This is a genomic window from Streptomyces sp. NBC_00859 (assembly GCF_045161865.1).
Lineage (GTDB): Bacteria > Actinomycetota > Actinomycetes > Streptomycetales > Streptomycetaceae > Streptomyces.
The window spans coordinates 3,205,398-3,223,163 of sequence record NZ_CP108826.1 but is presented as its reverse complement, the minus strand read 5'-3'; the positions used below and the strand labels follow the sequence as shown (position 1 = coordinate 3,223,163).

Here is a 17,766-nt window from a genome sequence, read left to right as displayed (position 1 = left end):
GCTCGTTGTGCGGTCCTCGGGCGGCGTCGGGCAGCTGAACGCCCGTTCGGGCGCCGGCTGTCGTCCGTGTCACCACTGGCACAGCGAGCACCGGGCCGGATATCGTCGGCCCATGTCCTGCCCCGAGTCCGACAGACCGAGGCCACCGGTGCTCCGGTGGCCGAGTTCCTGCTGACCGGGACCGGTTGACCCGCAGGGTCACGGGCCTCTCCTCGCACGGCTCCGTCGCCGCCGGTCCACCGCGGGCAGGGGCCGCTTCCTCCTCGGCTGCGCGCTGAAGCGCCGCTCACCGAGTCATGCCACGGCGATCCGGCCGGGCATTCCTCCGCGCCACCGTACGCCGGGCCTCCGGCGCGAACGGCGTACGCGGCCCCACCCCCGCACACCGGCCTGTCTGTCCACGACGGTTCCGTCCCAAGGGGTTTGTCTCCCATGCCATTCGCTGTCTACGTCCTCGGGCTCGCGGTCTTCGCCCAGGGCACATCGGAGTTCATGCTGTCCGGGCTCATTTCGGGCATCGCCACCGACCTGAATGTCTCCCTCGCCCAGGCTGGTCTGCTGACCTCGTCCTTCGCCGTCGGGATGGTGATCGGGGCGCCCCTCATGGCGCTCTTCAGCCGCACCTGGCCCCGACGCCGTGCACTGCTGCTCCTTCCTCTGCGTGTTCGTCGCCGTGCACGTCCTCGGGGCGCTCACCCCGGGGTACGGAGTACTCCTCGCGACCCGTTTCGTCGGCGCGGTCGCCAACGCGGGCTTCTGGGCCGTGGCCCTGACGACCGCGGCCTCCCTGGTACCCGGGCAACTCAAGGCGCGGGCCACGGCCGTCGTGGTCGCTGGGGTCACCGTCGCCTGCGTGGCAGGGGTACCGGCCGGGGCGGTGCTGGGGGAGCGGTTCGGGTGGCGCTCGGTCTTCTGGGCGGTGGCCCTCGTCTCCGTACCGGCGGTCCTGGCCGTGGTCCGGAGCATTCCTGCGGGGCGGCCCGACGCCGAACCCGTACCCGCCCGCACCGAACTGCGTGCCCTGACCGGGTCCCGTGTCCGGCGCACTCTGCTCACGATGGCCCTGGTCCAGGGGGCCACCTTCTGCTCGTTCTCCTATCTGGAACCGCTCCTCACGCGGGAGACGGGTCTGCGGGCCGCATGGGTACCGGCCGCCCTCGCCCTGTTCGGCGTCGGCTCGTTCCTCGGCGTCACCGTCGCGGGCCGGATCGCGGACCTCACCCCCACGGTCCTCATCGCATCCGCAATGGCCGCGCTCGCACTGGGCTGGAGCGCCCTGGCCCTGACGGCGGGCAGCCCCGCGGCGGCCCTCGCTCTGATCCTGGTCCAGGGGGCACTGGCTTTCGGCACGGGCACGGCGCTGATCACCCGCGTCCTGCACCAGGCACCTGAAGCCCCCGCCTTCACGGGGGCGTTCTGTACGTCTGCCTTCAACCTGGGTGCCACGCTGGGGGCTTGGGCGGGTGGCCTGGCCCTGGATGCCGGATTCGGCTACCGGGCGCCGGTCTGGGTGAGCGCTGCTCTGATGGGTTTCGCCCTGGTCACCGCCGGGGCGCGGCGGGCGCGAGCCCTGCTGGTGGGGCGAGCGCGTCGGGGGGCGTGGGGCCGCGCCGGGTGATGAGGGTGCGCTTTGGCCCAAAGCGGTGAAATGGGCCGCGCCCCTTGCCGGTTGCGGTGGAACGACGGCTTCCCCGGCGGATGTGTTCCACCGGGGAAGCCGGAAATGCCCGGACCACGGGGGCGGTGCGCCGGGGGGTGGCGGCCGCCCGCCGCATGGACGGGCCGGTCGGGCCCGTGTCGCAGCGGGCCGGACAGGTGCTGCGGTGGGTCAGCTCGCGTAGAACGGGGTCAGCTCGAACGTGTTGGGCGCTGAGCCCACCATGCAGGCGAAGTCCACGATGTCCCCGTGGCTCTTCAGTGCCCGGCCCCAGTTCCCGCAGTCCTGCAGCGTGCCGGTCCCCTTGAGGTCCGCGCCCTGCCTCTGAGCTGCCTGAGCCCCTCCGGCAGCGATACCGGAGAACGCCAGGACAGTGGCACCGACAACTGCGGCCTTCTTGAGGGTCTTGCGCATTCTTCGCTCCCTTTCGTCCGACGGCCGGTACGCCGTAAGGCGCGCGGCCGCTACTGGTCGGAGGCGGACGCGGGACACACCACGCGAGTCCGCCTTCCGTACGTGCGCGTCGAAGGACGTGCTGATCGTTCGGGTGCCCCGTGCCGGGTGGCCTGCAACCGGTACGGGGCCTTCCACTGCGTTCGATTACGAACCCGGCGCAAGAGTTCACGCTGGTCAGCAGGTATCTCTGTGACCTGGGTCACGGGCCGCACCTTGTTGACGGCGCTCTCGCCGCGCCGGATCGTCCTGGCGGCGATAACGGGCGGCCGCGGCGCCGTCGCGGCGCTGAAAGTGAACTGCCACCACGCCGTGACCCCGGGCGAGTGTGCGCGGACTTTCCGTTGCGGGAATCCGAATTATGTGGCTTATCTGACGGCCCGTTAGCGTCACATTCATGGATTGGAATTTTCGGACGGCCGGAGAGCTGGCGGCCGCACTGCGCGCTGGAGAGGTGTCCTCGGTGGAATTGACCGAGGCGGCGATCGCTGGGATCGAACGGGATGAGGGAGTGATCAACGCGATCTGTGTGTCCGACTTCGACCGCGCCCGGAAGGCTGCGCTCCATGCCGACCAGGAATTCGGCCGGGGCGAGGACCGGCCGCTTCTGGGTATTCCGGTGACGGTCAAGGAGTCCTACAACGTGGCCGGGATGCCCACGACCTGGGGCATACCGAAGTACCGGGACTTTGTACCGGCCGAGGACGCGGTACAGGTGTCGCGGCTCAAGGCCGCCGGCGCGGTGGTGCTCGGTAAGACCAATGTGCCAATGGGACTACAGGACATCCAGAGCTTCAACGACGTCTACGGCACCACCAACAACCCGTGGGACCAGGCTCGCACCTCGGGCGGATCCTCCGGTGGATCGGCGGCGGCCCTGGCGTCCGGGTTCGGCGCGCTGTCCATCGGATCCGACCTCGCCGGTTCGCTGCGCACCCCCGCGCATTTCTGCGGTGTCTACTCGCACAAGCCGACAGTCGGGCTGGCCGCGAGCCGCGGTATGGTCGCGCCGTCCGAGCCGGCACTGCCGGTCGACCTCGACCTCGCCGTCGTCGGTCCGATGGCGCGCGCGGCCCGCGACCTCACGCTCCTGCTCGACGTCATGGCCGGACCGGACCCATTGACTTCCGGCGTGGCGCACCACGTGACGCTGCCGCCCGCGCGCCACGAGCGGCTCCGCGACTTCCGGGTCCTGGTCCTCGACGAGCATCCGCTCATCCCGACCGGGTCCGCCGTGCGCGCGGGCGTGAACCGGGTGGCGGAAGCGCTGGCCGACGGCGGCGCCCGCGTCGAACGGCACAGTCCGCTGCTGCCCGATCTGGCCGAAGCCGCCGAGCTCTACACACAGTTGCTGTTTTCGGGCTCCGTCGCGCGTTTTCCCATCGAGGCGTACGAGCAGCTGCGGACCCGCGCCGCCGGACTGAGCGCGCACGACCGGAGTCTCGACGCTGCGCGGCTGCGCGGCATGGCGTGCAGCCACCGCGACTGGATCGGGGTGAACAACCGTCGCGAGCTCCACCGTCACGGCTGGCGCCAGCTGTTCGGTGAGTTCGACGCCGTGGTGTGTCCGATCACGCCGACTCCCGCGTTCCCGCACGACCACAACCCTGATCTGCTGGAACGCCGGATCGACATCGACGGCGTCGAGTACCCGTACTTCGACCAGCTCGTCTGGGCCGGTCTGGCCACCATGCCCGGTCTGCCCGCCACCGCGATACCCGCGGGCCAGTCCTCCGAGGGGCTGCCGGTGGGAGTGCAGCTCATAGGGCCGATGTTCGAGGACCGCACCACACTGCTCCTGGCCGAACTGCTCGAACAGCGGATCGGCGGTTTCCGGGCACCGGAGTAGCAGGTGGTGCCGGGTATCCGTAGAGGAGGGGGCGGGGCGGCCGCCGGCGTTCGGTCGGACGATGACGTACGAGGCCGGTCGCGCACGCCGCAGGAGAGAGAGGGGATCTCCCCGGGCATGCGCACCAACATGCGTCGACCGGCCCCGGACAGCCCTCAGTACCGCAGCGCGGCGGCCCAGTCTCCCCGGCCCCGGCGGGTCAGATCGAGGAGGTGCCACACCGGGCTGAAAAGGTCGATGCCCCGCTGGTCGATGTCGTCGGACATCCGCGGGTGGACCGAGTAGACGTGGCGTACGGCCCCGTCGTCGTCGCGGGAGAACACGGACACCGTCGACTCCTGACCGCCGTCGGCGTCCTCGCTGCCCAGGTCGTACTTGAAGGTTCCGGATCCGGCGTTGAGCAGACGCAGACGCGGATTCGTCCAGTTCCGGTCCCGCGCGTGCGCGCGGAGCGCGGGCAGACCGGCCGCGGCGACGACCGCGAAGTCGGCGTTCTGCGTCACGTGGTGGGCCACGCCGTTGAAACCGTCGATCCACATCGTGCACATGGGGCACGCCTCGGTCTGCTTCTTGCCGTACATGAAGTGATAGACGATCAGGTCCCGGCCGGGCCCGGTGAACAGGTCGCCCAGGCGCACGTTCCGCGCCGGCGCGTCACCCGCCTCCAGATCGGCCGGGCCCTCCTCGAACACGTAATCGTCCACAACGGGACCCAGCGGCAGCCGGCGGCGCAGACCGGCGACGCGTTCACGGTGGCGCATCAGCTCGATCTCGGCCTGCTGCAGCTCCTCGCGGGCGCTGACGTATCCGGCCGATTCCCCGGTGAGACGGGTCTGACGCATCGCTGCCTCCGGTTGAGCCGCTGAGGTGGTGGCCACCACCTGCTCCGGCCGTGCAGCGTATGCCCGCGCACCGGGCGGGCCGGGCAGCGAAACGACGGGATCACCCCGTGTCACCCCGTCGCCCCATGGCGAAGGGCCGCCACCCCCGAGCGGGGGAGTGGCGGCCCTTCGGCCAAGCACAAAGCTGTTCGGGTGCCCGTGGGCTCCGGCTCAGAGGACGCGCACAGCGCCGGTCGGCTGGTCCCAGTCCAGGGGCCGCTCGACCACACCGGTGCTCGGGTTCTGCGCGCCGACGAACTGGCCGCCGCCGACGTAGACGGCCACGTGGTACGCGTTGCCGGCGCTGCCCCAGTAAAGGATGTCGCCGGGCTGGAGGTTGCTCAGCGAGACCTGGGTGCCGGAGGTCGACTGGCCCTGCGCGACCCGGGGGAGGTCGACGCCGACGTTCTTGTACGCGGCCTGGACGAGGCCCGAGCAGTCCCAGGAGCTGGAGCCGGTGCCGCCCATGACGTACGCGTCGCCGATGTGGGACTTCACGAAGCTCACGATGGACGCGGCGGAGCCGGAGCCGACCGAGGAGCTGGAGGACGTGCTCGCGGCCGTGGTGACGGCGTGCAGGGCCGTACGGGAGGACGAACGCGAGGCGCGTGCGGCGGCGTCAGCCTTCTCCTTGGCCTCCGCCTTGGCCTTGGCTTCGGCCTTCTTCTTGGCCTCCGCCTTGTGCACGGCGTCCGTCTTGGCCTTCTTGGCCGCCTTGGCGGCGTCCTGGGCCGCGGTGTCCTGCTGCGCCTGCTGCTGCAGGTCGGCGGCGACCTGCTCCGTGACGTCGGCGACCTGGGCCGCGCTGAGGGTGGGCATCTGGATCGTGCTCTCGGTGACCGGCTCGGCCGCGTTCGCCGAACCAGCTGCACCCGCCACTGCGATGGTGCTGAGAACGCCACCGGCAACTCCGGCGCGGAGCGCGGTTCTGGCGGCGCTGCGCGGGCGGGGCTTCCGGTGGCTGGGTATGTGAGCGGTGTGGGACATGAGCACTACCGCTATCAGGCAATCCGGGGTGGCTTCAACAAACGTGTGTTGCGCCACAGTTACGACTGGAACAGCTCATTCCGGTTTCGTGGGGCCCTTATTGACGCCGAAACGGGCAATACGGGCACGGCCGATCAAGGTCGTGATCAAGGGCTTTCGGTAATACGCCCGAATTGCCCGACGCCTACCATCCGTTCACGAGGTTGGCCAAGCCCTGTTTCTTCGGTGCGCCTCCTGGGTGAGGCAGGTCACATGACTGACGTGAACCGGAGGGCCGGGGCGCTGCGTCCGCGACCGGAACTGCGCCCGCCCGCCCTCCGGGGTGCTCCCCGGTCACCCGCCGGCCGCCCGCCGCGCGCTTTCGCGTCGCCGTCCGCGTCCGTCCGCATTGCCTTCCGCGGTCGTTCACGTCGTCATCCGCGTCGTCATCCGCGTCGTCGTCAGCGTCCCGTCCGCGATGCCGTCCGCGATGCCGTCCGGGTCCGTCCGGTGGTCGCCGGGGTCGCGGTGCGGGCCGCTCGTGAACGCGTGCACGTACATTGCCGCGGCGGCCGCTCCGCCTTCGGTGGATGTCCGAACGGTCGATATCACCCATCCGTGTCCACCGCCAATTTGCATGCATGGGCCATGACTTGATAGTGGCAAAAGCTCTCGACCAGCGGTAACACGGTGAGATGTCACGTCTCGTGACCACTCGGGCGCTTCACGTATGAAGATCACCGGTCATCCGACTTGATGATCCTTCGTCAGGTGGTGGAGATCACAAAGGCGTTGTCGTACCCCGTGTCGCAGATCACAGACCGACGGGCATAGGATGCGGGGCAGTCGGGCTTGTGACCTGCTTCACATATTCGCGATCTTCGTCAGGACGGCGGGGGAGCGAGGCGGATGAGCCGGCCCGATGCGGTCCAACGGTCAAGGACGACTGGAAGGAGCGAGGAGCGTGAATGCCTACGCGCCCATCCTCGTGCTCGGCGCCCTCGGGGCAGGGTTTGCGATCTTCTCCGTGGTCATGGCCACGCTTATCGGTCCCAAGCGCTACAACCGGGCGAAGCTCGAGGCGTACGAGTGCGGTATCGAACCGACACCCACGCCGGCCGGAGGCGGCCGTTTCCCCATCAAGTACTACCTGACGGCGATGCTTTTCATCGTCTTCGACATCGAGATCGTCTTCCTCTATCCCTGGGCGGTCACCTTCGACTCCCTGGGGCTTTTCGGGCTCGTCGAGATGCTGCTCTTCGTGCTCACCGTCTTCGTCGCCTACGCGTATGTGTGGCGGCGCGGCGGTCTGGAATGGGACTGAGGGGCTGAGGGGCACACCATGGGACTCGAAGAGAAGCTGCCGAGCGGATTTCTGCTGACCACCGTCGAGCAGGCCGCCGGCTGGGTGCGGAAGTCCTCCGTATTCCCGGCCACCTTCGGCCTCGCCTGTTGCGCCATCGAGATGATGACGACGGGAGCGGGCCGCTACGACCTCGCGCGGTTCGGCATGGAGGTCTTCCGCGGCTCGCCGCGGCAGGCGGATCTGATGATCGTGGCAGGGCGGGTGAGCCAGAAGATGGCCCCCGTCCTGCGGCAGGTCTACGACCAGATGCCCAACCCCAAGTGGGTTATCTCCATGGGAGTTTGCGCATCCTCGGGCGGTATGTTCAACAATTACGCAATTGTTCAGGGCGTGGACCATATCGTCCCGGTTGATATCTATTTGCCCGGCTGCCCGCCGCGTCCCGAGATGCTGATGGACGCCATCCTCAAGCTTCACCAGAAGATCCAGGGCTCCAAGCTCGGGGTCAACCAGGTGGAAGCGGCCCGCGAGGCGGAGGAGGCGGCCCTCAAGGCGCTCCCGACGATCGAGATGAAGGGGCTGCTGCGGTGAGCGGCGACGAAGAGCAGCGCGAAGAGAACGGCAGGGCGCCCGCCCCACGCAGCGAAGCCGGTGAGGTCATCGGCGTACGCAAGGGGATGTTCGGCGCCCGCAACGGCGGGGACACCAGCGGATACGGCGGTCTCGTACGGACGGTGGCCCTGCCCGGCGCCACGAACCGCCCCTACGGCGGCTGGTTCGACGAGGTCGCCGACGAGCTGGAGGGCGCTCTGGAGGAGCAGGGGCTCGTCCCGGAGAACGCCATCGAGAAGACCGTCGTCGACCGGGACGAGCTCACCTTCCACATCGACCGCGAGCACCTGCTGACCGTGGCGAGGACGCTGCGTGACGATCCGGCCCTGCGCTTCGAACTGTGCACGGGCGTCAGCGCCGTGCACTTCCTCGGGGACAAGGGCCGCGAACTCCACGCCGTCTACCACCTGCGCTCCATCACCCACGGCCGGCTGATCCGGCTGGAGGTCGGCGCTCCTGACGCGGACCCGCACATCCCGTCGCTGGTCACCGTCTATCCGACGAACGACTGGCACGAGCGCGAGGCCTACGACTTCTTCGGCCTGATCTTCGACGGCCACCCCGCCCTCACCCGGATCATGATGCCGGACGACTGGCAGGGCTTCCCGCAGCGCAAGGACTACCCCCTGGGCGGGATCGCCATCGAGTACAAGGGCGCCCAGATCCCTGCTCCGGACCAGCGGAGGTCGTACACCTGATGACCACTTCCAGCGAAGCTCCCCACGCCTCGGCCGCCTCGGCCCGCGAGACGACGGAGGGGACTGTATATACAGTCACCGGCGGCGACTGGGACGAGGTCGTCCAGTCCGCGGCCAAGGCCGACGACGAGCGCATCGTCGTCAACATGGGGCCGCAGCACCCCTCGACCCACGGCGTGCTCCGGCTCATCCTGGAGATCGACGGCGAGACCGTCACCGAGGCCCGCTGCGGAATCGGCTATCTCCACACCGGCATCGAGAAGAACCTCGAATACCGGACCTGGACCCAGGGCACCACCTTCGTCACGCGCATGGACTACCTGACGCCGTTCTTCAACGAGACGGCGTACTGCCTGGGCGTGGAGAAGCTGCTCGGCATCGAGGAGCAGATCCCCGACCGTGCCTCGGTCCTCCGGGTCCTCCTGATGGAGCTCAACCGGCTCTCCTCGCACCTGGTGGCCATCGCCACCGGAGGCATGGAGCTCGGTGCGACGACGATCATGATCTACGGCTTCCGGGACCGTGAACTCGTCCTCGACATCTTCGAGCTGATCACCGGGCTGCGGATGAACCACGCGTTCGTCCGGCCCGGCGGACTGGCCCAGGACCTGCCGCCCGGCGCCGTGGACCAGCTGCGCGAGTTCCTGAAGACGATGCGCAAGAACCTGCCGGAGTACGACAAGCTCGCCACCGGCAACCCGATCTTCAAGGCGCGCATGCAGGACGTCGGCTATCTCGACCTGGCCGGCTGCATGGCGCTCGGCGCCACGGGTCCGATCCTGCGCTCCGCGGGCCTCCCGCACGATCTGCGCAAATCCGACCCGTACTGCGGTTACGAGAACTACGAGTTCGACGTGCCGACCGCCGACACCTGCGACTCGTACGGCCGCTTCCTGGTCCGCCTCGAAGAGATGCGCCAGTCGCTGCGGATCGTCGAGCAGTGCCTGGACCGCCTGGAGCCGGGTCCTGTCATGGTCGCCGACAAGAAGATCGCCTGGCCCGCGCAGCTCGCGCTGGGCCCGGACGGACTCGGCAACTCGCTCGACCACATCAAGAAGATCATGGGCACCTCCATGGAAGCCCTCATCCACCACTTCAAGCTGGTGACCGAGGGCTTCCGGGTCCCGGCCGGGCAGGCGTACACCGCCGTCGAGTCACCCAAGGGCGAACTCGGCGTCCACATGGTCTCGGACGGCGGCACCCGCCCCTACCGCGTCCACTTCCGCGACCCGTCCTTCACCAATCTCCAGGCCATGGCGGCGATGTGCGAGGGCGGCCAGGTCGCCGACGTCATCGTCGCCGTCGCGTCCATCGACCCCGTGATGGGAGGCGTCGACCGATGACGGAAGCTCATTCGGCGGCTCCGGCGGCAACGGCCGCCCCGACGAGTCTGGGCATGCCCCGGCTCCCCGCCCCCGACTACCCGGCCGACGTACGCGCCAGGCTCGACGCGGACGCGAAGGAGATCATCGGCCGCTACCCGGACAGCAGGTCGGCGCTGCTGCCGCTGCTGCACCTGGTGCAGGCCGAGGACGGGTACGTCACCCGGACCGGCGTCCGCTTCTGCGCGGAGTCGCTGGGCCTGACCACCGCCGAGGTCACCGCGGTGTCCACCTTCTACTCCATGTACCGGCGCAAGCCGGGCGGCGACTACCAGGTGGGCGTCTGCACCAACACCCTCTGCGCTGTCATGGGCGGCGACGCCATCTACTCCGCACTGCGGGAACACCTCGACGTCGGTGACGGCGAGACCACCGATGACGGCAAGGTCACGCTGGAGCACATCGAGTGCAACGCGGCCTGCGACTTCGCGCCGGTCCTGATGGTCAACTGGGAGTTCTTCGACAACCAGACCGTCGAGTCCGCGAAGCAGCTGGTCGACGACCTCCGGCAGGGGCAGCAGGTCGCCCCGACCCGGGGCGCGCCGCTCTGCACCCACCGCGAGACCTCCCGGATCCTGGCCGGCTTCCCCGACGAGCGCGACGGTGCGGTCGAGGCGACAGGCGGCGCGGGGCACGCGTCCCTGGTGGGCCTTCGGCTCGCGAAGGGCGAGGCGCCGCAGCCGCGCGTGGTGTCCCCGCGCGGTGGGTCCCCGAAGGCTCCGCCGCAGCCCGGTTCCGAGCACCTCAGCTCGCACGACGCACCGCAGCAGACCTCGGCCTCCGACCCGGAGCACCCGGCAGGCCCGACAGCCGAGGAGGGGGAGTGATGAGCGTGGCCACCGAGCTCAACGGAAGCGGGAACGGCGAGGGCGACGGCGAGACCAGCCCCGAGAAGCTGCTCACGCCCGTCCTTTCGGCCTTCTGGGACCAGCCCGACTCCTGGACCCTGGAGACGTACAAACGGCACGACGGGTACGAAGGGCTGAAGAAAGCCCTCGCCATGGCGCCCGACGACCTCATCGCCTACGTCAAGGACTCCGGCCTGCGCGGCCGGGGCGGCGCGGGCTTCCCCACCGGAATGAAGTGGCAGTTCATCCCGCAGGGCGACGGAAAGCCGCACTACCTCGTCGTGAACGCCGACGAATCGGAGCCGGGGACCTGCAAGGACATCCCGCTCCTCTTCGCCAACCCGCACTCCCTCATCGAGGGCATCGTGATCGCCTGCTACGCGATCAGGTCCTCGCACGCCTTCATCTATCTGCGCGGCGAAGTCGTCCCCGTACTGCGGCGGCTGCACGAAGCCGTGCGCGAGGCGTACGAGGCGGGCTACCTCGGCAAGGACATCCTGGGCAGCGGTCTCGACCTCGACGTCATCGTGCACGCGGGGGCAGGCGCGTACATCTGCGGTGAGGAGACCGCGCTGCTCGACTCCCTGGAGGGCCGCCGCGGCCAGCCCAGGCTCCGGCCTCCCTTCCCCGCTGTCGCCGGGCTCTACGCATGTCCCACTGTGGTGAACAACGTGGAGTCCATCGCGTCGGTTCCCGCGATCCTGAACCGGGGCAAGGACTGGTTCAAGTCGATGGGTACCGAGAAGTCCGCCGGGTTCACGCTCTACTCGCTGAGCGGGCACGTCACCAGCCCCGGCCAGTACGAGGCGCCGCTCGGCGTCACACTGCGCCAACTGCTCGACATGAGCGGTGGGATGCGGCACGGCCACCGGCTCAAGTTCTGGACGCCCGGCGGCTCGTCGACGCCGATGTTCACCGACGAGCACCTCGACGTCCCGCTGGACTACGAGGGCGTGGGCGCCGCCGGCTCGATGCTCGGCACCAAGGCGCTCCAGTGCTTCGACGAGACGACGTGCGTGGTGCGGGCCGTCACCCGGTGGACCGAGTTCTACGCTCACGAGTCCTGCGGCAAGTGCACACCCTGCCGCGAAGGGACCTACTGGCTCGTCCAGTTGCTCCGCGACATCGAAGCGGGCAAGGGCGTGATGTCCGACCTCGACAAGATCAACGACATCGCCGACAACGTCAACGGCAAGTCGTTCTGCGCGCTCGGCGACGGCGCCGCCTCGCCGATCTTCTCCTCGCTCAAGTACTTCCGTGAGGAGTACGAGCAGCACATCACAGGCAAGGGCTGCCCGTTCGACCCGGACAAGTCGACCGTCTGGGCCGACGAGCCCCGCCACACCTCGGAGGTGAACGCATGACAATCACGACGAACAGTGCTCCCTCCGGGGGCGGGGAGGCAGCGGTCCCGCCCGAGGACCTGGTGTCGCTGACCATCGACGGCATCGCGATCTCCGTCCCCAAGGGGACTCTGGTCATCCGCGCCGCCGAACAGCTCGGCATCGAGATCCCGCGCTTCTGCGACCACCCGCTCCTCGACCCCGCGGGCGCCTGCCGCCAGTGCATCGTCGAGGTCGAGGGCCAGCGCAAGCCGATGGCCTCCTGCACCATCACCTGCACCGACGGCATGGTCGTCAAGTCGCAGCTCAGCTCGCCGGTCGCCGAGAAGGCGCAGCACGGTGTGATGGAGCTGCTCCTCATCAACCACCCGCTGGACTGCCCGGTCTGCGACAAGGGCGGCGAGTGCCCCCTGCAGAACCAGGCGATGTCGCACGGCAACTCCGACTCCCGGTTCGACGGCAAGAAGCGGACCTTCGAGAAGCCCGTACCGATCTCCACCCAGGTCCTTCTCGACCGCGAGCGGTGCGTGCTCTGCGCCCGCTGCACCCGCTTCTCCAACCAGATCGCCGGCGACCCGATGATCGAGCTGATCGAGCGCGGCGCGCTCCAGCAGGTCGGCACCGGCGAGGGCGACCCCTTCGAGTCGTACTTCTCCGGCAACACCATCCAGATCTGCCCGGTCGGCGCACTGACATCGGCGGCCTACCGGTTCCGCTCCCGCCCCTTCGACCTGGTGTCGTCGCCCTCGGTGTGCGAACACTGCGCGGGCGGCTGCACTTCCCGCACCGACCACCGGCGCGGCAAGGTCATGCGGCGGCTCGCCGCCAACGACCCCGAGGTCAACGAGGAGTGGCTCTGCGACAAGGGCCGCTTCGGCTTCCGCTACGCCCAGCGCCCCGACCGGCTGACCACCCCCCTCGTGAGGAACGAGGAGGGCGTCCTGGAACCGGCCAGCTGGCCCGAGGCGCTGGAGCGGGCGGCGAACGGGCTCGCCGCGGCGCGCGGCCGGACCGGAGTGCTGACCGGCGGCCGGCTCACCGTCGAGGACGCTTACGCCTACGCCAAGTTCGCCCGCGTCGCACTCGACACCAACGACGTCGACTTCCGCGCCCGGGTGCACTCCGCTGAGGAGGCCGACTTCCTGGCCGCCCGCGTCGCGGGCCGCGGCAGGGACCTCGACGGCGCCGGGGTCACCAACACGTCGCTGGAGCAGGCCCCGGCCGTCCTGCTCGCCGGATTCGAGTCCGAGGAGGAGGCCCCCGGCGTCTTCCTGCGGCTGCGCAAGGCGCACCGCAAGCACGGGCAGCGCACCTTCGCCCTCGCCACGCACGCCACCCGCGGCCTGGAGAAGGCGGGCGGCACGCTGCTGCCCGCCGCACCCGGCACCGAGACCGAGTGGCTGGACGCCATCGCGGGCGGCGTCGGTCTGGACGACGAAGGACGGCAGGCCGCCGAAGCCCTCCGCGCGGAAGGGGCAGTGATCATCGTCGGCGAACGTCTCGCCGCCGTACCCGGCGCGCTCACCGCGGCCGTCCGCACCGCGACCGCCACCGGCGCCGCCCTGGTATGGGTGCCGCGCAGGGCAGGGGAGCGCGGCGCCATCGAGGCGGGCGCGATCCCCGCACTGCTGCCCGGCGGGCGCCCCGCCACCGATCCGCGGGCCCGCGAGGAGGTGGCCGCGGTCTGGGGCGTACGCGAACTCCCGCACCGGTTCGGCCGGGACACCGGGCAGATCCTGGAAGCGGCCGCCACCGGCGAACTGGGCGCCCTGCTCGTCGCGGGTGTCGAGACCGCGGACCTGCCCGATCCGGCGCGCGCCGAGGAGGCGCTCGACAAGGTCGGCTTCCTGGTCTCGCTCGAACTGCGGCCCAGCGCGGTCACCGACCGGGCCGACGTGGTCCTCCCGGTGGCCGCCGTCGCCGAGAAGGCGGGCACCTTCCTCAACTGGGAAGGCCGGGCGCGGCTCTTCGAGGCGTCGCTCAAGCCGGAACAGATGACGCGCACGCTCGCCCCGGCCGACTCGCGGGTGCTGCACATGCTGGCCGATGCCCTGGCCCACGCGGGAGGCGGCGACCGGCTCAGCCAGTTCGCGCTGCCGGACGTCACGTCCGTACGCAACGAGATGGACCGGCTCGGCGGCTGGACCGGACAGCACGCGGGCGACCCGGTCGCCACCGTTGCGACACTGCCCCGGCCCTCCGACGGCGAGGCCGTACTCGCGGGCCACCGGCTGCTCCTCGACCAGGGGCTCCTCCAGCAGGGCGACGACGCGCTGGCCGGCACCCGGCACGCCGCGGTCGCCAGGCTGTCGGCCGCGACCGCCGACGAGACCGGCGTCAAGGACGGCGACCTCCTCGCCGTCGCCGGGCCCGCAGGCGACGTACGGCTGCCGCTCCAGGTCACCGCGATGCCCGACCGGGTGGTCTGGCTCCCGCTGAACTCGACGGGCGGCGGCGTCCTGCGCGACACCGGCGCCCGACCGGGCGAACTGGTGCGGATCTCCGCCGCACCGGGCGCACCCGCCGCACCCGCGGCCACGACGGAGGTGGAGGCGTGACGAACTACTACCTCGCAGCGACCGAGGACCTGTCGATGTTCGGACGGGACCCCTGGTGGCTGGTCGTCATCAAGGCCGTCTTCTGCTTCGCCTTCCTGATGATCACCGTGCTCTTCTCCATCGTGTGGGAGCGCAAGGTCGTCGCCTGGATGCAGCTGCGCATCGGCCCCAACAGGCACGGCCCCTGGGGCATGCTCCAGTCGCTCGCCGACGGCATCAAGCTGATGCTGAAGGAAGACCTGATCGTCAAGCGGGCGGACAAGTTCGTCTACGTCCTCGCGCCGATCGTCGCCGCGGTGCCCGCCTTCATGGCGATCGCGGTGATTCCCTTCGGCCCCTCGGGCAACGAGGTGTCGATCTTCGGCCACCGCACGACGATGCAGCTCACCGACCTGCCGATCGCGATGCTCTACATCCTCGCGGTCGCATCGGTCGGCATCTACGGCATCGTCCTCGCGGGCTGGTCGTCCGGGTCGACGTACCCGCTGCTCGGCGGACTCCGCTCCTGCGCACAGATGATCAGCTACGAGATCGCGATGGGCGCCGCCTTCGCCTCCGTCTTCCTCTACTCGGGGTCGATGTCGACGTCGGCGATCGTGGACGCGCAGAAGGACCGCTGGTTCATCGTGCTGCTGCCGGTCTCCTTCATCATCTACATCGTCACGATGATCGGTGAGACCAACCGCGCCCCGTTCGACATGCCGGAGTCCGAGGGCGATCTGGTCGGTGGCTTCAACACCGAGTACTCGTCCATCAAGTTCGCGATGTTCATGCTCGCCGAGTACGTCAACATGGTCACCGTCTCGGCGGTCTCCGCGACGCTCTTCCTGGGCGGCTGGCGGGCCCCGTGGCCCATCTCCACCTTCTGGGAGGGGGCGAACCACGGCTGGTGGCCGATGCTCTGGTTCGTCATCAAGGTCCAGCTCCTCCTCTTCTTCTTCATCTGGCTGCGCGGCACGCTTCCGCGGGTGCGCTACGACCAGTTGATGAAGCTGGGCTGGAAGGTCCTCATCCCGGTCTCCGTGGTCTGGCTGATGCTGGTGGCGACCGTGCGGGCACTGCGCAACGACAACTACGACTACTCCCGGATCGTGCTCTACGGAGCCGGGGCCGTCGTGGCGATCCTGCTGCTCTCCTTCGTCTACGACATCTTCCGCGACAAGCAGGAGAAGCAGGAGAAGGCGGCGGAGGAAGCGGCGGGCCCGGGGCCGGACTTCGACCCGATGGCGGGCGGCTACCCCGTACCGCCGCTGCCGGGACAGACCCTTCCGCCGGTACCCCGGCGGCGCTCGCGCACCCAGCGGGAGCTGATTGTCAGTGGTGGCGTGGACACTGTGAGTGACGGAAAGGAGGCTGGCGATGTCTGACCGCTCGACTGGGGATTCTGAGTCCTCCGGGGCTTCCGGGGCTTCCGGGGCTTCTGGAGACGAGACCCCCAAGACTCCGTGGCAGAACCCGGTGGCCGGCTTCGGCGTGACCTTCAAGGCCATGTTCAAGAAGCGGCTGACCGAGCAGTACCCGGAGCAGGAGAAGACGACGGCGCCGCGCTTCCACGGGCGGCACCAGCTCAACCGGCATCCGGACGGACTGGAGAAGTGCATCGGGTGCGAGCTGTGCGCCTGGGCCTGTCCGGCGGACGCGATCTATGTGGAGGGCGCGGACAACACCGAGGAGGAGCGTTACTCCCCGGGTGAGCGGTACGGCCGCGTCTACCAGATCAACTACGCCCGCTGCATCCTGTGCGGACTCTGTATCGAGGCCTGCCCGACCAGGGCGCTCACCATGACGAACGACTTCGAGCTGGCCGACAGCAGCCGTGCCAGCCTGATCTACACCAAGGAGCAGCTGCTCGCCGGCCTGGACGAGGGCATGGTCGACTCACCGCACTCGATCTTCCCCGGCACCGACGAACAGGACTACTACCGGGGCCTCGTGACCGAGTCCGCCCCCGGTACCGTCCGCCAGGTCGCCGTGTCCAAGGGCGAGTCGGCGGCTGCCACGGCAGCCGCCTCGGCCGACCGGCCGAACGGGGAGGCGCAGGCGTGAACTCCCTGACCTCCACCGGTGAGGCCTTCCAGTTCTGGGTGCTGGGCACGGTCGCCGTGATCGGCGCGCTCGCCACCGTACTGATGCGGCGTGCCGTGCACAGTGCGCTGAGCCTCGCCGGGACCATGATCATCCTGGCGGTGTTCTACCTCGCCAACGGCGCGTACTTCCTGGGCATCGTCCAGATCGTCGTCTACACCGGCGCGATCATGATGCTCTTCCTCTTCGTGGTCATGCTGGTCGGTGTCACCGCGGCCGACTCGCTCAAGGAGACCATCAAGGGGCAGCGCTGGCTGGCCGTGCTCTGCGGGCTCGGGTTCGGCGTCCTGCTGATCGCCGGAATCGCCAACGCCTCGCTCAAGAGCTTCACGGGCCTGGGCAAGGCCAACGCCAACGGCAATGTGCAGGGCCTCGCCGCGCTCATCTTCACCAAGTACGTCTTCGCCTTCGAGATCACCGGCGCGCTGCTCATCACCGCGGCCGTCGGCGCGATGGTGCTCACGCACCGGGAGCGCACCGAAGAGGCCAGGACCCAGCGGCAGATGTCCGAGGACCGCGTGCGCAGCAAGCAGCTGCCGCCGCTGCCCGCCCCCGGTGTCTACGCCCGGCACAACGCCGTGGATGTCGCCGGACTGCTCCCGGACGGCACCCCGTCGGAGCTCACCGTCATGCAGACGCTGCGTCAGCGCGGCCAGATCCGCGATGTGTCGAGCGAGGCCATGGCGGACCTCCGCGCGCTGGAGCAGCGCTCCGAGGAGCGGCTCGGCCGGACGTCGGGGCACGGCCACGACGCCGGGATCGCCGACGGCCGGTCCGCTCGTGAGGGGTCCGCCCGCGAAGAGGAGGAGGCGAAGTGAATCCGGTCAACTACCTTTATCTCGCCTCGCTGTTGTTCACCATCGGCGCCGCCGGGGTGCTGATCAGGCGCAACGCGATCGTGGTCTTCATGTGCGTGGAGCTGATGCTCAACGCCTGCAACCTCGCGTTCGTCGCCTTCTCCCGTATGCACGGAAACCTGGACGGCCAGGTGATCGCCTTCTTCACGATGGTCGTTGCCGCCGCTGAGGTCGTGGTCGGGCTCGCGATCATCGTGTCGCTCTTCCGTTCCCGCCACTCGGCCTCGGTCGACGACGCCAGCCTGATGAAGCTGTAAGGGGTCGCTGAACA

Annotated in this window: 15 protein-coding genes and 2 pseudogenes; 13 read left to right on the top strand and 4 right to left on the bottom strand. The window is 69.4% G+C overall.

All coding sequences use genetic code 11. The features are described 5' to 3' along the window. Positions 1-432 precede the first annotated feature (432 nt). A pseudogene (locus OG584_RS13790) lies at positions 433-1,618 on the top strand (Cmx/CmrA family chloramphenicol efflux MFS transporter). 210 nt (positions 1,619-1,828) lie between these two features. Here the strand turns inward: OG584_RS13790 and OG584_RS13785 are convergent. After that, complete coding sequence (locus OG584_RS13785) at positions 1,829-2,071, bottom strand: hypothetical protein (RefSeq protein ID WP_405778118.1); 243 nt, start codon at positions 2,069-2,071, stop codon at positions 1,829-1,831. A gap of 436 nt (positions 2,072-2,507) precedes the next feature. On the opposite strand from OG584_RS13785, the gene OG584_RS13780 reads away from it, so the two are divergent. Continuing rightward, positions 2,508-3,959, top strand: coding sequence for an amidase (locus OG584_RS13780; protein WP_405778117.1), 1,452 nt, complete (start codon positions 2,508-2,510; stop codon positions 3,957-3,959). 155 nt (positions 3,960-4,114) lie between these two features. Here the strand turns inward: OG584_RS13780 and OG584_RS13775 are convergent, their stop codons facing one another. The 3 genes from OG584_RS13775 to OG584_RS13765 all read right to left on the bottom strand — a co-directional run bounded on the left by OG584_RS13775 (position 4,115) and on the right by OG584_RS13765 (position 6,418). Next, positions 4,115-4,801 (bottom strand): DUF899 family protein, encoded by a 687-nt coding sequence (locus OG584_RS13775; protein ID WP_405778116.1) that lies wholly within the window; start codon positions 4,799-4,801, stop codon positions 4,115-4,117. Between the two features lie 210 nt (positions 4,802-5,011). Continuing rightward, positions 5,012-5,827, bottom strand: coding sequence for a C40 family peptidase (locus OG584_RS13770; RefSeq protein WP_405778115.1), 816 nt, complete (start codon positions 5,825-5,827; stop codon positions 5,012-5,014). A 405-nt stretch (positions 5,828-6,232) separates the two neighbouring features. Next, positions 6,233-6,418: a hypothetical protein gene (locus OG584_RS13765; RefSeq protein WP_405778114.1), complete on the bottom strand. Its 186-nt coding sequence runs from the start codon at positions 6,416-6,418 to the stop codon at positions 6,233-6,235. A gap of 352 nt (positions 6,419-6,770) precedes the next feature. Here OG584_RS13765 and OG584_RS13760 point away from each other — a divergent pair, with 352 nt between their 5' ends. The 11 genes and pseudogenes from OG584_RS13760 to nuoK all read left to right on the top strand — a co-directional run bounded on the left by OG584_RS13760 (position 6,771) and on the right by nuoK (position 17,752). Beyond that, complete coding sequence (locus tag OG584_RS13760; RefSeq protein ID WP_250299117.1) at positions 6,771-7,130, top strand: NADH-quinone oxidoreductase subunit A; 360 nt, start codon at positions 6,771-6,773, stop codon at positions 7,128-7,130. 18 nt (positions 7,131-7,148) lie between these two features. Continuing rightward, on the top strand, positions 7,149-7,703 hold the full coding sequence (locus tag OG584_RS13755; protein WP_356828963.1) for an NADH-quinone oxidoreductase subunit B family protein: 555 nt from the start codon (positions 7,149-7,151) through the stop codon (positions 7,701-7,703). Next, positions 7,628-8,422 (top strand): annotated as a pseudogene (locus OG584_RS13750) (NADH-quinone oxidoreductase subunit C); the annotation flags it as partial. The gene OG584_RS13755 and the pseudogene OG584_RS13750, both read left to right, overlap by 76 nt. Continuing rightward, positions 8,422-9,765, top strand: a complete 1,344-nt coding sequence (locus tag OG584_RS13745; RefSeq protein ID WP_405778113.1) for an NADH-quinone oxidoreductase subunit D — start codon at positions 8,422-8,424, stop codon at positions 9,763-9,765. The pseudogene OG584_RS13750 and the gene OG584_RS13745, both read left to right, overlap by 1 nt. Before the next feature lie 53 nt (positions 9,766-9,818). Continuing rightward, entirely contained in the window at positions 9,819-10,631 is an 813-nt protein-coding gene (nuoE, locus tag OG584_RS13740; protein ID WP_405784047.1) for an NADH-quinone oxidoreductase subunit NuoE, read from the top strand. Further along, entirely contained in the window at positions 10,631-12,016 is a 1,386-nt protein-coding gene (gene nuoF / locus OG584_RS13735) for an NADH-quinone oxidoreductase subunit NuoF (RefSeq protein WP_405778112.1), read from the top strand. Before nuoE ends, nuoF begins: the two co-directional genes overlap by 1 nt. Beyond that, entirely contained in the window at positions 12,013-14,553 is a 2,541-nt protein-coding gene (locus tag OG584_RS13730; RefSeq protein WP_405778111.1) for an NADH-quinone oxidoreductase subunit G, read from the top strand. The genes nuoF and OG584_RS13730 overlap by 4 nt, the downstream gene beginning before the upstream one ends. A gap of 35 nt (positions 14,554-14,588) precedes the next feature. Continuing rightward, complete coding sequence (gene nuoH, locus OG584_RS13725) at positions 14,589-15,920, top strand: NADH-quinone oxidoreductase subunit NuoH (protein WP_405784046.1); 1,332 nt, start codon at positions 14,589-14,591, stop codon at positions 15,918-15,920. Further along, on the top strand, positions 15,913-16,599 hold the full coding sequence (gene nuoI, locus OG584_RS13720; protein ID WP_405778110.1) for an NADH-quinone oxidoreductase subunit NuoI: 687 nt from the start codon (positions 15,913-15,915) through the stop codon (positions 16,597-16,599). Before nuoH ends, nuoI begins: the two co-directional genes overlap by 8 nt. Beyond that, the gene (locus OG584_RS13715) at positions 16,596-17,456 is read left to right on the top strand and encodes an NADH-quinone oxidoreductase subunit J (protein WP_405778109.1); all 861 of its coding nucleotides are present in this window, start codon (positions 16,596-16,598) and stop codon (positions 17,454-17,456) included. The genes nuoI and OG584_RS13715 overlap by 4 nt, the downstream gene beginning before the upstream one ends. Next, complete coding sequence (gene nuoK / locus OG584_RS13710; RefSeq protein ID WP_250299134.1) at positions 17,453-17,752, top strand: NADH-quinone oxidoreductase subunit NuoK; 300 nt, start codon at positions 17,453-17,455, stop codon at positions 17,750-17,752. Before OG584_RS13715 ends, nuoK begins: the two co-directional genes overlap by 4 nt. The last annotated feature ends 14 nt before the right edge of the window (positions 17,753-17,766 follow it).